Source organism: Thiorhodococcus minor (assembly GCF_010820565.1).
Classification (GTDB): domain Bacteria; phylum Pseudomonadota; class Gammaproteobacteria; order Chromatiales; family Chromatiaceae; genus Thiorhodococcus; species Thiorhodococcus minor.
Genome location: NZ_JAAIJQ010000107.1, coordinates 1 through 15,816, shown reverse-complemented (window position 1 = coordinate 15,816; position 15,816 = coordinate 1). Strand labels below are relative to the sequence as shown.

At 64.9% G+C, this 15,816-nt stretch carries 11 protein-coding genes; 10 read left to right on the top strand and 1 reads right to left on the bottom strand.

What is annotated here, in order from left to right; translation table 11 throughout:
- A partial coding sequence (locus G3446_RS23170) for a transposase family protein (protein ID WP_164455760.1) occupies positions 1-364 on the bottom strand: 364 nt, incomplete at its 3' end.
- Positions 365-1,242: 878 nt separating this feature from the next.
- Between G3446_RS23170 and G3446_RS23165 the strand changes: the two genes are divergently transcribed.
- The 10 genes from G3446_RS23165 (at position 1,243) to G3446_RS23120 (ending at position 15,397) form a co-directional block, all read left to right on the top strand.
- Entirely contained in the window at positions 1,243-1,932 is a 690-nt protein-coding gene (locus tag G3446_RS23165; RefSeq protein WP_342450205.1) for a GspH/FimT family pseudopilin, read from the top strand.
- Positions 1,933-1,943: 11 nt separating this feature from the next.
- Positions 1,944-2,399 carry a type IV pilus modification protein PilV gene (gene pilV, locus G3446_RS23160; RefSeq protein WP_164455756.1) on the top strand — a complete coding sequence of 152 codons (456 nt, stop codon included), beginning with the start codon at positions 1,944-1,946 and terminating at the stop codon, positions 2,397-2,399.
- Positions 2,396-3,469, top strand: a complete 1,074-nt coding sequence (locus G3446_RS23155; protein ID WP_164455763.1) for a PilW family protein — start codon at positions 2,396-2,398, stop codon at positions 3,467-3,469. Before pilV ends, G3446_RS23155 begins: the two co-directional genes overlap by 4 nt.
- Positions 3,470-3,480: 11 nt before the next feature.
- Positions 3,481-4,050: a pilus assembly PilX family protein gene (locus tag G3446_RS23150; protein WP_164455753.1), complete on the top strand. Its 570-nt coding sequence runs from the start codon at positions 3,481-3,483 to the stop codon at positions 4,048-4,050.
- 229 nt (positions 4,051-4,279) lie between these two features.
- On the top strand, positions 4,280-4,624 hold the full coding sequence (locus G3446_RS23145; protein WP_164455751.1) for a hypothetical protein: 345 nt from the start codon (positions 4,280-4,282) through the stop codon (positions 4,622-4,624).
- 74 nt (positions 4,625-4,698) lie between these two features.
- Positions 4,699-8,340: a pilus assembly protein gene (locus tag G3446_RS23140; RefSeq protein ID WP_164455749.1), complete on the top strand. Its 3,642-nt coding sequence runs from the start codon at positions 4,699-4,701 to the stop codon at positions 8,338-8,340.
- Positions 8,341-8,417: 77 nt separating this feature from the next.
- Positions 8,418-8,822 carry a type IV pilin protein gene (locus G3446_RS28845; RefSeq protein ID WP_425338425.1) on the top strand — a complete coding sequence of 135 codons (405 nt, stop codon included), beginning with the start codon at positions 8,418-8,420 and terminating at the stop codon, positions 8,820-8,822.
- Between the two features lie 182 nt (positions 8,823-9,004).
- A complete protein-coding gene (locus G3446_RS23130) occupies positions 9,005-11,785 on the top strand; it encodes a bifunctional diguanylate cyclase/phosphodiesterase (RefSeq protein ID WP_245232704.1) in 2,781 nt (926 codons plus the stop codon).
- Between the two features lie 113 nt (positions 11,786-11,898).
- On the top strand, positions 11,899-14,487 hold the full coding sequence (locus G3446_RS23125; RefSeq protein WP_164455745.1) for a circularly permuted type 2 ATP-grasp protein: 2,589 nt from the start codon (positions 11,899-11,901) through the stop codon (positions 14,485-14,487).
- 13 nt (positions 14,488-14,500) lie between these two features.
- Entirely contained in the window at positions 14,501-15,397 is an 897-nt protein-coding gene (locus G3446_RS23120) for a transglutaminase family protein (RefSeq protein ID WP_164455743.1), read from the top strand.
- Positions 15,398-15,816: the final 419 nt, after the last annotated feature.

Genomic DNA, 15,816 nt, shown 5'->3' with positions numbered 1-15,816 from the left:
GCGTGCTGTTGATCAGCTCCAGCAGCATCTGCTGCTCGAAGGCCTTCGTCACCGAGGCGCGCGGTGTATACCATGACAGCGTCTGACTGGTCGTTGGATGGCCATCACAGTCGCGGCACTGATAGCGCTTGGGGCGCAAGACGACAACGACCCTGTACTGACCCAATGGCAAATGGCGCAGCTCAATCTCCTGACCGAGGCCATAGGCATGCTCAATCGGCTTGCCGCAGTGACGACAGCGTGTCCCCTCAAGCGTGCTATGAACATAGACTTTGAGCGTCTTGCGCTCGCCGAGCACAACGCGATCAACGACGATATCGGGTAGGTTCAACAGCGTCTGAAGGGTGTCCGGGTCAAACTTCATTATGAACGGCGTCCGAATAGGGTTCTAGCGGAAAGCAGCAGGCAAGCCATTGATTTTAAAGATATCACAACCCCAGAGCAAACGGGAGAGCCACTAGGCCGATCTCCGATCATCCCGCTACCGAGCCGACTATTGGCAGCAGACAAGTTGCACGTCCGCCTGAAAGCGTCGGCCCTCATGCGCGTAGCAACCTGCGTATCCCATGCTCCCGCTTGTCGGGTTGACCACCGAACGGCCCTATCCACTCAGGCAAAAACGGCCTATAACATTGCCCATAAGTCGGCCGGCTCTGGGGAATCAGAGTCTTGACAGGCCACTTTTCTGCCTCCTCGGACACGCGCTGTCGGCTGGCAAGACCGCCAGACAGGTACTTACAGCCACGCACAGGCATGCTCATCTAAGATCTTGGCAATGGTCTTAAGAAAGGGCGCGCTAGGAATGCTCGCATCGCGATCTACGACGAGTCCCGAAGACTGCTCGACCTCCTGTGCTTCCCTCTTGCGGCGAATCGATCGCGAGAGCCGATCGAATTGGCCACCGGCCCGAACCCAGACTTTAGTCTGATCCGATCGTCTGAAAAGCCGCACACCAAGGGCCGGCGGGAGGGGCGAGCTAACTGGGAAATCGGTTACACTCCGAAATCCACGGAAAGCAAACGCACCTAAGCCTCCCAAGTCGCCCGTGATCATCCGGCAGGTGCGTGAAAAATGCATGCGGAGAAAGATGATGATCACTCTCGCGAATGGCACTGCCGTCACGCCGGCCGCTCCCACCGGGAAGTCCGACCTGACGCCAAGGTCGCCGAAACCGCTTAGTGACTGTCCAGGAACTACTTCCCGATTTGGTCGGTACCGTCTGCCCACAAGGCGGGAAGTAGAATGTGGACGTCTCCTTACGTGTGTCTACCCCCGCTTAATTGCTCCATGATCGACAAACGCGCGATGAAAGGGGCCCCCGTCTTGGACAAGAGGCTGACGCGACTCAATCCCCTTGATCGATCGAGCCCCCGACAAGTTGCTCGGGCGACGAAGCTGGGTCGATGGCGCGGCTTCACCCTGGTCGAGCTGGTCGTGACGCTGGCGATCGGGGCGATCCTGCTCGGGCTGGCGGCACCCTCCTTTCAGGCGACGATCCTCAACAATCGGATCGCGACCCACACAAACGACTTCCTCAGTGCCCTGAGTCTGGCGAGGAGTGAGGCGCTGAAGCGGGACAAGCCCGTGGTGCTGTGCAAGAGCAGCGACCTGGCGAGCTGCGCGACCACGGGGCACTGGGAGCAGGGCTGGATCATCTTCGTCGACAACGACGATGACGCCGTGGTGGATTCGAGCAGCGGCGAGCTGATCATTCGCTCTCACGGCCCACTCGGCGGCGACGACGCCCTTCAAGGCACGAGCGCCATCAGCGCTTACATCTCCTTTGGAACCAACGGTTTTCCGCGTACCATCGTCGGCGATTTTCAGTCTGGCACCCTGACCTTCGGGCTGTGCGGTGCCGACGGAGAGAGGAATACCATCGTGATGAACAAAACGGGACGGGCGCGGGTCGTCAAGGTCGGCTGCCCCTAGGAAAGGTACGCATGATTCGCAAGCAGCACGGGTTTGGATTGCTCGAGGTCCTGATCGCCATGGTGGTTCTCGGGGTCGGGATTCTCGGCATGGCGCACCTTCAGGCCAGCGCGCTGAGGCTCAATCACAGCGCATCGCTGCGCTCTCAGGCGAGCAACATCGCCTACGACATCCTCGACCGGATGCGAGCCAATCGCGCCGAGGCGGTCAAGACGCCTTCGCCCTACGGAGCAGCGCTTGCCGCCACGCCGCCGAGCTGCAGCCCTGGAACATTGTCCGGCGCGACGGTCGCCGCGCGAGACATCGAGGCCTGGCGCAGCGCACTCGCCTGCCAGCTTCCTCAGGGCACAGGCAGTATTACGATCCAAGACACCGGGAGCGCGATCGAAGCAACCATCATCACCCAATGGGATGACAGCCGAGGCGAGTCCTCGCCGCAACAATTTACGGTCGTAACCAGTCTATGACCCCGCGGACCAAGGGCACTCATGCGGACCGCCTCGAGCAGCGCGGCATCTCGCTCGTCGAGATCATGGTCGCGCTCCTCATCGGCATGCTGCTCATCGCGGCGGTCGTTCAGCTGTTCGTCGCCAACAAGCAGACCTTTCGCGCGACCGAGTCCCTGTCTCGCCTCCAGGAGAACGCGCGCTTCGCGCTCGAAGTGATGAGGCAGGATATCCGCGAGACCGCCTACACAGGCTGTCCGGCATCCAGCAGCCGCACCAATCTGCTCCAGAACAACGCCAGCGTCTGGTGGGAAGACTTCGGCGACAGCACCATTCGCGGGTACGACGGGAATACCAGCTTTCCGGGTCAGTCGTTCGGGACGGGCGTGGGTGAGCGCATTGCCGGAACAGATGCCGTGGCTCTGCTGAAGACGGGCGGCGACCGCTATCGCGTCGTCTCGCATGCCGCAGGCTCGGCCGCAATGACGTTGGATAGGGCACCCGATCTCGAAGCCGGAAGCATCGTGGTCGTTTGCGACGCAAAGCGCATTTCCATCCTGCAGCTGACCGGTGTCTCGGGCTCCACCATCGCCTTCGCCGCCTCGGGCTCGACCCCCGGGAATACAGGCGCGCTCACTCACGACTACGGCCAGGATGCGGAGGTCGCCGAGTATCGCCCAACGGCCTATTACGTCGGGGCCGCGGCCACAGGTGGATCGGGGCGAGCGCTCTACCGTTACCGGCTCGACATTTCCGGCGCCGCCGCGACTCCAGTCGCCGAGGAGCTGATCGACGAGGTGGACGATCTCCAGCTCCACTATGGTTTGGACGTCGACGCGGACAACCTGGTCGATGCCTATCAGGATGCGAGCGGCGTGACCGACTGGACCGACGTCGTCAGCGCGCGCGTCAACCTGCTGTTCCGCAGCACTGAGAAGTCTGTGGCCACAGCGGATCACCAAATCGTGTTTCCGAATGCGGACACGGGCTATGCTAGCTCGACAGGCAGCCTATTCACGCCCGGAAGCGGCGACCGCGACCGTTATCTCTCCGTGTCAGAAACCGTCACCTTGCGAAACCGCCTGCCTTGAGGGTCGAGCACATGTCCTGCCACCCAACGCCATCACCCAAGATCGCCCCGAAACGGCACCGCGGGGCCGCGCTCGTCATCGCCCTGGTCCTGCTGATGGTGCTGACGCTGCTCGGCGTCTCTGTCATCCAAGACACCACCCAGCAAGAGCGGATGGCCAGCAACACGCACCAGCGAAACCTCGCGTTTCAGGGCGCGGAAGCCTGTCTGCGCTGGGGCGAGCGCGGCTGGGGGACATCCGGACAGGGGCTGGAGGCCTCTGTCCTCCCGTTCTTCAATAACGCGACGTCCGGACTCAGACAGCCCATCACGGCGAGCGAGATCGGCAGCACCGATATCTGCGGCTTCTGGTCCGACACCTTCGATTGGACGGATACGGCACTCTCGCAGCAGTGCCCCCTACCCTCTGGACTCAGTCAGGCCCCGCGTTTCGTCATCGAGGAGCTCCCGCTGCTCTCCCCGCCCGGATCCAGCCTGAAGTTCGGACCCTTGCCGCCCACTCAGTACTATCGCGTCACCGCCCGAAGCCAAGGCGCAGCCAGCGACGCCGTCGCGATCGTGCAGACGGTCTATCAAAGGTGACTTCACTCAGGGCTTGCATCAGATGCCGTCTGGATATTGCTCTCACCCGTGCTGTCGGGGTGAATTCATTCGCGCGCCTCGCCAGCGCCAAGGGCGGCTGAAGCCGCCGCGTGCACCAGGCTTGTCGGACGGCCTCTCAGGCGCTAGCCAGTATCGCGAGAAGGCCTCGCTCCGAAAAGCATTCGAGCCGATCGGCCAAGCGATTCGACCAACGCAGAAGAAGCAGGAAATGCGATCCAATAGCCACTCACCAAGCCGGGCACCCGTCTCGGCAAGACGCGCAAAGACGCTCCGCAGCCTTCTAATCGGCATCACGCTCGGCGCCCAGGCTCCGGCGCTCTTGGCCTACGACCTCGGCGGCAGCGTGACGGCCATCGATCCGGCGCGCGGGAGCCTGGAGATCGACGGGCGGCAATACAGCGTCTCCAGTCAGACGCGCATCAGGCTGGGCAGCGCAGAGAACGGACTCGCGACACCATTCTCGGACCTGCGGGTTGGGGAGTATGTTCAGCTCGAAACTCAGGGAGATCGCGTCGTCAAGATTCGCCGCTATCGCAACGGACCACCGCACTAGCGCGCATTCGCGTCCAGCCAAGAGCACTCGCCGTATACAGCATCATGTCAGGGATAGGCCGTCAGGAGAGAGACATGCGTCGCACCACCCAGCTCATTGCCGTAAGAAAGACGTTGACGCGGGGCCTGCTCGCGCTGGTCGCCTGCTTGATCGGCTGGACGTCCACGCTCGGGAGCGCCCATTCGGGCACGATCTCACAAGTCCCCCTCTTCATCTCGCTGGGGGGCACTGAGCCGAACCTGATGTTCATGCTGGACGACTCGGGCTCCATGATGTTCGAGGTCATGCCGGACGACTACGTCTACTGGGGGCAACAGGACGCCAACAACAACAGCATTGGCTCCGTTGTCTATGTCTTCCCTCGCGCGGACGGCGTCTATGGCGCGACCGACTACGACAACAATGTCGCGACCATTGCGGACGGCGTGGCCTACACGGCACTGATGCGCTCGCCGAGCTTCAACAAGGTCTACTACAACCCGGCCATCACCTACACGCCTTGGAAGAAGTACGACGATACCTCGTATCCGAACGCGAGCCCAAGCTGCGCCTTGCACAACCCGGAGCGCCCTGGCAGCGGCCCCGACTATTGCCGCGACCTGACCTCGAACCTCCAGAACGCCAGCTCAGGCACCACGAATTGGCGCGAGTGCGATGCCAGCGGCTGCACTGCCACGACGACAACGCTGCCCAAGGCCGACTTCTGGACGGCGACCTACTTTCATTACGACGGGCCGGACAACGGGGAGTGGAGCTGGAGCAACTACACAAGGGTCGAGATCAAATCCACCACGGCCGACTACTCGGGCCACGGTCGCGAGGACCGGTCCGATTGCAGCGGCGGCGTCTGCACCTACGCGCAAGAGATCCAGAACTTCGCGAACTGGTACACCTATTACCGCTCCAGGATCCTCGCCGCCCGTGCGGGGATCGGCAAGGCCTTCATCGAGCTCGACGACAGCACCCGCGTGGGCTTCGGGGCGATCAACGCGACCGGTACGACGGTCGACGGCATCAGCTCCAACGCCGTCATGCAGGGCGTGCGCACCTTTACGCCGACCGCTCGCAACACCTTTTACAACAGCCTCTACGGCCATCCCATCCCGGCCGAGGGCACCCCGCTGAGACTGGCGCTGGACGCCGCCGGTCAGTATTTCAGCCGTGCCGATGACGTGGGCCCCTGGGCGGACACCCCGGGCAGCAGCAGCGACCTGAGCTCGAGCTGCCGCCAGAGCTACACGGTGCTCATGACGGACGGCTATTGGTCCGGCGGCGAGGACTATGACGCGGAGACCGCGGACGCCCGCGACGACAACGACAGCACGGCGGCGGCCACGATCACCGGACCGGGCGGCCAGAGCTATACCTACTCCCCAGTCTCCCCCTTCTCGGACAGCCGCGCGAACACCCTGGCCGACGTCGCCATGTACTACTGGAATCGCGACCTCATCGGCTCCCTTGCCAACGAAGTGCCGCCGACACCGACCGACCCCGCCTTCTGGCAGCACATGGTGACCTATGGCGTGGGACTCGGCGTGACCGGGACGATCGACCCTGATGACGCCTACGACGCCATCGACGATACGACGGTCACCATCACCTGGCCCGATCCAGACACCACCGAGGTCAACTGCACCGGGACGCACTGCACGGCGCGAATCGACGACCTCCTGCACGCCTCCCTCAACAGCCGCGGACGCTTCTTCAGCGCCCAGGATCCGGATCAGTTCGCGGAGGATCTGGCGGCCATTCTCGCGGACATCGTCGACCGCACATCGAGCGCAGCCGCGGCGGTCGCAACCAACTCGACCAAGATCGGCACCGACACTCTCATCTATCAGGCCAAGTTCGACAGCAGAGACTGGTCCGGAAAGGTGCTCGCCTATGCCCTGGAGAGCGATGGCACCATCGACGACCCGGACGGCGACGGCGACATCGAGGAGCACGCCGTCTGGGACACCAGCGCGCCGGGCAAGATACCCAACCATAGCAGCCGGAATGTCTTCGGCAGGATCGGGACGGAGAGCGTCGAGCTCGATTGGGACAGCCTCACCACCGCCCAGCAATCGCTGCTCACCGGGGAGGGAATCGACGAGGCCATTCTCGATTGGCTCCGCGGCGACCAGAGCAACGAGACCCCTTCCGGCTCGCTTCGCGCCCGGCTGTCGATCCTCGGGGACATCGTCAACTCCAGCCCGAGCTATGTCGACAGCCTGAACTTCGGCTATGAATACCTGCCGGCCACGGTGACCGAGCAGGCGACCTATTTCGCCTACAGAGAGGCGACGCAGACGCGCACCAAGATGCTCTACGTCGGCGCGAACGACGGCATGCTGCACGCCTTCGATGCCGAGACCGGTGTCGAGAAGTTCGCCTTCGTGCCGAACGCCGCCCTCGCCAATCTCGCCAGCCTCAGTGCGCCAAGCTACACACACAGCTACTTCGTCGATGGCTCCCCACAGGCGGGCGATGCCTACTTCGGCGGCAGCTGGAAGACCGTCCTGGTCGGGACCATGGGCGCCGGTGGCCGCTCGGTGTTCGCACTCGACATCACGAATCCAGACGCCTTCGACGAATCGGACATCCTCTGGGAGCTGACCGACGCCGACCTCGGCTACCCCGTCAATCAGCTCGCCCAGCCCGTGATCGGCCGCATGCAGAACGGCGACTGGGCGGTCGTCCTGAGCAACGGCTTCGAGAGCGACAACCATCGCGCCATGCTCTATGTCATCAGGCTTTCCGACGGCAGTATCATCAAGAAGATCGATACAGGCGTCGGTGACGCCGCTACGCCGAACGGGCTCGCGGCACCCGTTCTCGTCGCGGACAGCAGCCGCACCATCAAGTACGCCTATGCGGGCGACTTGCTCGGCAATCTGTGGAAGTTCGATCTCTCGGACGCCAGCGCGTCCGCCTGGGACATTGCCTTTGCAAGCTCAGGCGCCCCCATGCCGCTCTTCCGCGCCCGCTCTGTATCCGGCGGGATCGAAACGCCCCAGCCCATCACCGCCGCACCCGAGATCGGCGAGCACCCTCAGGGCGGCTACATGCTGTTCTTCGGCACCGGCAAGTTCTTCGAGGTCGGTGACGATGTCGATGCCAATGTGCAGAGCCTCTACGGCATCTGGGACAGGAACGACGGCACCACGACGGGCTATGTGTCGGCCACAGATCGCAGCACGCTCCAAGCGCAGGAGATCCTGGCAGAGCCGAATATCAACGGCAGGTACTGGCGCATCATCTCGGACAACGCCGTCACCTGGACCGGCACAGGTGCCCAAGACGGCTGGTTCATGGACCTGATCTCGCCCGTCAAGGACGCGGAGGGAGAGCGCGTGGTCAGCGTGCCCCTCTTGCGGCACGGACGCGCCATCTTCACGACCGCGATCCCCGCAACCGGTGTCTGCGAGTCGGGAGGCGTCAGCTGGATACTCGAGCTGGACATGACGAGCGGCGGCCGACTCGAGTATTCGACTTTAGATGTCGACGGCGACGGCGATTTCGACCTTGACGACTTCGCCACCTACGCCGGGAACGACGTGCCCGTGTCCGGCCAACGCACGACCAAAGACGAAGGCATGACGAGCACGCCAGCGGTGGTCGAGTGCGACGACGCCGAGTGCAAGATCACATCCGGCTCCACGGGCGCGGTCGTGCGCATCCGCGAGAAGGGCGCCGGGTCGAGCGGCAGGCAGTCCTGGAGGCAGTGCAGGTAAGCAAGGATATGACTTCGATAGACGCAAAGCATAGGCCTCGGAATGGCTCAGCCGATGGCTTCACACTCATCGAGCTCATGATCACGGTCGCCATCGTCGGCATCCTGGCCACGATCGCCTACCCGTCCTACCAGGACAGCGTCCGCAAGTCGCGGCGAGCGGACGCGAAGGCGGTCCTCCTTGAAGGCGCCCAGTGGATGGAGCGTTTCTATACGGAGAACCACAGCTACGATCAAGACCGCAGCGGCACTGCCGTCGGAACGCTCTTTCCCACGTCCCTCCAAACGTCGCCCCTAGAGGGCGCGACCAAGTACTACGACATCGCATTCAACCCAGCCGCCACGCAAAACAGCTTCACGCTGCGCGCGACACCCCGGGCAACCGCGGGCCAAGACCAGGACAGATGCGGTGCCTTGACCCTGACCCACACCGGAGAAAAGGACGTCTCGGGCACCGGCGCAACCGTCGACGAATGCTGGTAGCACACCTCAGCTCGAGCTGATCCGTCCTCCATGGCCAGAGGATGTACACGCCCCCGGCCTCGTCGCGATATACTTGCCACGCTCGGCGTCCTCCAGCAGGATGGCAGGGCGAAAGATGCTCAGCGGGCGACCTGCCGCCCTTGGGCCAGATTCACGGCGCTCATCTACTCAAGCCCGAATTCATGTCATTGCTCGCCGCGCTGCCAATGGCCGCGCTCACGCTTGACCGGGATCTGTCGATCCGCTCGGCTAGCCAGGTCTTCCTAGACCTACTCGGCTACAAGGAAGAGGACATCCTTGGGCGGCACTTCGATTGCCTGGTGCTCGCCCACCAAGCGCGCGCGCTCGGCGAGCTGCTCGAATCGAGCGAGCGCTTCAGCATTCAGCTCGATCTGAGCTTCATCTCCACCCGCGGCGGATCCCTGCCCGCGAGCGTCGCCATCTCCAAGATCTCCCAGCTGGATACACGGGCGCAGGGGCAGCTCGCCGTCATCCTCGAGCGCCTCGATCGCGAGCATGCGCTTCAGCAGATCCTGCGCATCGATGAGGCGCTCTCGCTCGCCAAGATCGCCAACTGGGAGCTGCAGCTCGACAGCGACCGCATCCTCGCGCCCCAGGATTGGCTGGAGCTTCTCGGTATCGGCGCGGAGAGCGAGCTGACCCTGGGGCGCGCACTGAAGTGCATCCATCCCCAAGACCGCAACCTCGTCGCGTCGACATTCAAGCGGGCACGCAGCACCGGCGAATCCTTTCGCATTCGCTTCAGGTTCCTGAATGCCAGCGGCGAAGTCCGTTGGGCCGAGTGCGCCGGGCGCCGCTACCCGGATGGCTCCGGACTTGCGGGGCGCATGTGCGGTGCCCTGCTCGACATCACGGATCGGCGCCTCGCGGAGCAGGCCCTAGCGCGCTACGCCGACATCGTCTCGGCAACCCCGGATCGCATCGCATTCGTCGACCGCGGCAGCCGAATCCAAGCGGCGAACGACGCCTTTCTTCAAGCACTCGGGCGCGCGAGCGAGGACACCATCGGCCTCGAGCTCATCCAGGTCTTGGACGAGAGTCCCCTGGCGAGCTTGCTCTACCGCAACCTCGGCACCTGTTTCGACGAGGGTCGCAGCATCATCGAGGACGTGCGCGAGCCCAGCGAGAGCGACGAGGAGCGCCAGCTGGAGGTCAGGCTCTTCCCCCACCGCGACGAGCAAGGCAGGGTCACGGGGGTCGTGATCAATGCCCGTGACGTCACCGAGATTCGCGAGGCGGAGCAGCGCCTGCTGCAGTCCGCGGCCGTATACGCCGCAACCTCAGAGGGCGTGCTCATCACAGACGCATCGGGCAGCATCGTTCGCGCCAATGCGGCCTTCACGCAGATCACTGGCTATTCCGAGGCGGAGATCCTCGGACAGAAGCCGAGCCTGCTCGATGCGCAATGGCATCGCCCGAGCTTCTTCTTCGGTATTTGGCGCCGGCTCCTGCGCCTTGGCTCCTGGAAGGGCGATCTCTGGAATCGCCGCAAGGACGGGGAAGTCTACCGCCAGCGCCTGATCATCCGCCGTGTCGACGACAGGCACGGCAAGCTGCTCAACTTCGTCGGCGTCTTCGCCGAGCGCGCCACCTCGCCGGAGACGCCCCAGACCGCCGAGCACCTGATCCATTACGACTCGCTGACGAAGCTGCCCAATCGGCTGCTGTTCGAATCCCGACTGGAGCATGGCCTGGAGCTCGGCGACCGCAAGGATTCGCCGCTCGCCGTCTTCATTCTGGACCTGGATCATTTCTCGCATATCAATTTCAGCCTTGGCCATCACATCGGCGACGATCTGCTGCGCAACACCGCCATCAAGCTGCGCGACGCCATCCGCCCGGCGGATACCCTGGCGCGGCTGCGGGCCGACCAATTCGCCTTTCTCTTCGAAGACATCGGCGACGTCGAGGAGGCGCGGGAGATCGCGCAACGCCTCCAGGAGGCGATGCGCGCGCCCATCTGGGTCCGCAATCACCTGCTCCACGTCAACGTCAGCATCGGCATCGCCCTCAGCACAGGACTCGGCGACGACCGCAGCTCGATGATGACCAAGGCCGAGTCCGCACTGCGCCAGGTCAAGCGGCAGGGGCGCAACGCCTTTCAGATCTCCATGGCCAAGCCGGATGCCGCCCAGGCCGAGCATCGCCGCGTGCTCGCCCTGCTGCGCAGTGGCCTCTCGCGCGGCGACCTCAAGCTGCTCTATCGCCCCGGGGTGAATTTGCAGTCCGACGCCTGTGATTACGTCGAAGCGATCGTCCACTGGGAGCAGCAGGAGCTGGGCCGTGTCTCTTCCGAGCGCGTCACGACCTTGGCCGACGAGATCGGGCTGGCGGCCGAGATCGGCGACTGGGCCTTAGAGACCAGCTGCACACAGCTCGCGCATTGGCTGAGCCAAGGCATCTCCCTCCCCAGCCAAGGCATCAAGATCTGCGAGGGTCAGCTCACCCATGGCGACCTCGTCCGTAAGCTGGCGGGCATCCTGGCCGACAAGCCGATCATCGCATCCCGGCTCGTCCTGGAGTTCAGCGAGAGCCTGCTGATCAAACATCGCGAGCAGATCACAGAGGTCTTGCGCGGCATCAACGAGCTCGGCGTCGGAATCATGCTGAGCGAGGTCGGTGTCGGCTGGACGGCCCCCGCCCTGCTGCAGCGACTCCCCGTCAAGGCCTTGAAGATCCATCCGAACTTCGTCGCGGCACTGCCGGATTCCGCCCATGAGCTCGCCGTCGTCGAGGTGCTGATCGCCATGGCCCAGTCCCTTGGCCTCGACATCCGCGCCGACGGGGTGCGCACCAAGGAGCAGCAGTATCAGCTCATGAATCTCGGCTGCGGGCATGCCCAGGGAGAGCTCTTCAGCGAGCCCCTGACGGCCGCTCAGCTGCAGTCCTGGCTCAACCCCCAGAGCAAGAAGCCGCAAGCGCCCCAGCCGCGCACTAGCTGAGCGCCCCCCGCCGCGCGCAGCGGCGCCGATCACCGGCCCGCGCGCCGCGCGCTTGAATCGCCCTGGCTCGGCGTGTCTAATCCGCAGTTCGCATTCGCCACAAGACCTCGCCCATGCCGTTAGCCGACCTTGCAGCCGCCGAGCAGTCCGGTCTTGTGGATGCCTACGCCCCCCTGACGAACCGCTTCGACGAGATGCGCACTGCCGATGGCGAAGTCCGTCCCCATTGGCAATACCTGCTCGATGCCTTGCGCACGCTGGGGCCGGCCGGAATCGAGGAGCGGTGGCGCGAGGCCTCACGCCTCATTCGTGACAATGGGGTCACTTACAACCTGCATGGCGACCCTCAGGGCGTCTCCCGCCCCTGGGAGCTCGACCTGTTGCCGCTGGTCATTCGCAGCGAGGAATGGGCCGAGCTGGAGCGCGGGCTGATTCAGCGCGCCGAGCTGTTCAATCTCATCCTGCTCGACCTCTATGGCCCGCGCGATCTCGTGCGGCTCAACCTACTGCCGGCGGAGCTGGTCGACGGTTTCGCCGGCTATCTGCTGCCATGCCACGGCATCGAGATCCCCGGCGGCCAGCCGCTGGTCCACTACGCCGCCGACCTCACGCGACTGCCCGACGGGCGCTGGCAGGTCATCGGAGACCGCACGCAAAGCCCGCTCGGCGCCGGCTACGCGCTGGAGAATCGCGTCGTCCTCTCGCGCGTCCTGCCGAGCCTCTTCCGCGACTCGCACGTCCATCGCCTAGCTGGCTTCTTCCGCTCCATGCGCCGCGCACTGACGCGCATCGCACCGCCGCGGGCGGACGATGCCCGGGTCGTGGTCCTCACCCCGGGGCCGAGCAACGAGGCCTACTTCGAGCACGCCTATCTCGCCAACTATCTCGGCTATACGCTGGTGCAGGGGGGAGACCTTTCCGTCCGCGACGGCGCGCTCTGGCTCCGCACCCTCGGCAGACTGGAGCGTATCGACGCCTTGCTGCGCCGGCTCGACGACCTCTGGTGCGACCCGCTGGAGCTGCGCGAGGACTCACTGCTCGGCATCCCCGGCCTGGTCCAAGCGACCCGGGCGGGCAATGTCGCCCTTGCCAACGCGCTCGGCAGCGGCGTGCTGGAGCACGAGGCGCTCATGGCCTTCCTGCCACAGCTCTGCCAGCACCTCCTCGGCGAAACGCTCGCGCTGCCCCAGGTGCCGACCTGGTGGTGCGGCGACGCGGAATCCCGCGAGCAGGTCCTGGACAACCTCGATCGGCTCATCGTCAAACCGCTTTCCGCGCCCCGCGGCCAAGGTCCGCTGGAGCCCGGGGCAATGGGGCCAGAAGCACGCGCGCGGCTCATCGCCGCCATCCAGGCCCATCCTGCCGAATACGTCGCACAGGAGCAGGTGCATCCGTCGACCGCGCCGGCCCTGATCGGACAGCGGCTGGAGCCGCGCCCGACCGTGCTGCGCACCTTCCTCATTTCCGAGGAAGAAGGCTACACGGTGATGCCTGGCGGACTCGGACGCCTCACCCTGGGTCACGAGAGCCTCGGCGTCTCCGGCCAGCTCGGCGGGCTAGGCAAGGACGTCTGGGTGCTGGCCTCGGAGCCGGAGCGCCAGGAGACCCTCCTGCCGACCGCGGACGTCTTGATGACGCCGGCCGTCGTGCAGGAGAGCACCGTCTCCAGCCGCGTTGCCGACAATCTCTTCTGGATCGGCCGCTATGCCGAGCGCGCCGAGGGCCTGGTCCGCCTGCTGCGCATCACCATTTTCAAGTACGTCGAGCGCAGCGATTTCCCGCTCTCGCAGGCAACCTCCTCGTGCCTGCGCTCCCTGCTCGAGGCACTGACGAATCAGACGCAGTCGCTGCCCGGCTTCGTCGGCGAAGGCGCGGAGGAGCGGCTGCGCAGCCCAGTGCCCGAGCTGCTGTCCTTGATCTCGGACCGCAAACGCCCGGGCAGCCTGCCGCAGACGCTGCAGGCGCTCGGCCAAGCCGCCTACTCGGTGCGCGATCGGCTATCCGCTGACACCTGGCGGGTCATCGGCGACATCGAGTCGCTGCAAGCCAGTCTCTCCGAGCATCCGCCGCGGCAGCTCTCGCAGGCGCTCGACGAGCTCGACCCCCTGGTCACGGCACTCGTGGCCTTCTCCGGGCTCAGCCTGGAGAACATGACCCACAACGAGGGCTGGCACTTCCTGGAGACCGGCCGGCGCCTGGAGCGCGGCTCGGCCATCGCCAGCCTGCTCCTCTCGACCCTGGTACCCGTCTCGAGCGAGCAGGACGAGACCATGGTGATCGAGGCGGTGCTCGGCATCACCGACAGCCTCATCACCTACCGCAGACGCTATCGCGGCGGCACCCGGGTCGGCGCCTTGCTGGACCTCGTCTTCCAGGACGAAGGCAACCCCCGCGCCCTCGCCTATCAGATCGCCAAGCTGCAGACGCTGGTCGCCGAGCTTCCCCGTGGCGACCTCGCCGTTGGACGCACACTGGTCGAGAAGCGGGTCCTGCGCAGCCTGACCGATATCCGACTCGCCGAGATCGACCGCCTCATCCAGGTCGGCCCGGACGGGATGCGGCGCGCGGAGCTAGACCGGATGGTGACCAGCATCGCCGAGGGTCTGGCCGCCATCTCGGATGCCATCACCGCCCATTACTTCCGCCACGAAGAGCAGCCGCACAGCCTGCTGCGGCGGAACGAGCCACCGCCGCCCGCATGAAGCATCAGAGCCCATGAAGTTTCGGATCCAGCATGTGACCAGATACGAGTACGCCGAGCCGGTCTCGCTCTGTCACAGCATCGCCCACCTCAAGCCGCTGCAGACGCGCACCCAGCGCTGCCTCGCCTGCAGCGTCCGGGTCGATCCCTGGCCCTCGGTCAGTCGCGAGCACGAGGACTTCTTCGGCAATCGCGTCAGCTATTTCTCGATTCAGCAAGCGCATCGCACCCTGGAAGTGACAGCGCTCAGCGATGTCGAGGTCGAGGCTCAGCTCCCGCCCGAGCCAGATCGCACGCCGTCCTGGGAGAATGTCGCCCAACGGCTCTACGACAAGGGCGATGGCATGATGACCGACGCGCGCATCTTCAGCTTGCCGTCGGCGCAGATTCCGCTCGAGCCGGCGGCCACGGAGTATGCGGCAGTCTCTTTCGCACCGGGCCGCCCCCTCCTCGAGGCCGTGCTCGATTACATGGCGCGCATCTACACCGAGCTCGAATACGACCCTGCCTCGACGACGATCGCCACCCCGGTCAGCGAGGTCATGGAGAAACGGCGCGGTGTCTGCCAGGACTTTGCGCACCTCGCCATCGCCGGACTGCGAGGGCTCGGCTTGCCGGCCCGCTATGTCAGCGGCTACCTGGAAACCCTCCCGCCCCCCGGGCAGCTCAAGCTACAGGGGGCCGACGCCTCCCATGCCTGGTTCTCGGTGCTGCTGCCGGACTTCGGCTGGCTGGACTTCGACCCCACCAACAATCAAATGCCAAGCGAGCAGCACATCACCACGGCGATCGGGCGCGACTTCCAGGACGTCACTCCAGTGCGGGGCATCTTCTACGGCGGCGGGGCGCACCAGCTCACCGTGGCGGTCGACGTCAACCGCCTGCCGGACCCACCCGAGGAGGCCGTTTAGCTAGACAGAGCAGTCAGCTTCCAGCGATCAGCCTCCAGCGGAGTAGCATCATGGCGTTGCCGGATTTTTTGGCCGACCAGCCACAACCCCCCGCTGGGTGAGCCGTCAAACGACTGACAGCAAATCCGCAACGAGGCGTCTTAGGTGATTTCCTGAAATGATCCTCCCCAGAACAGCGCCTCCAGTAGGATGGGCAAAGCCCCTGGCAGGCCGGCGCGCATGGGCAAGACGTTTGCGGGGCGTGCCCACCCAGGTCGCTCAGGCGCCTGGACTACGGGGAATCTGTTTCCCGGAAATCGGCCTCGATCATCCTCTGGTCCAAGCGCACGACCGGTGGGAGCGGCGCCCCCCCCCGCCCGGGGCGCGCTAGCGGGGGGGGGGCCGGCCCCCCGCGCGTTTGGGGTAGGGGGTGTGGTTTT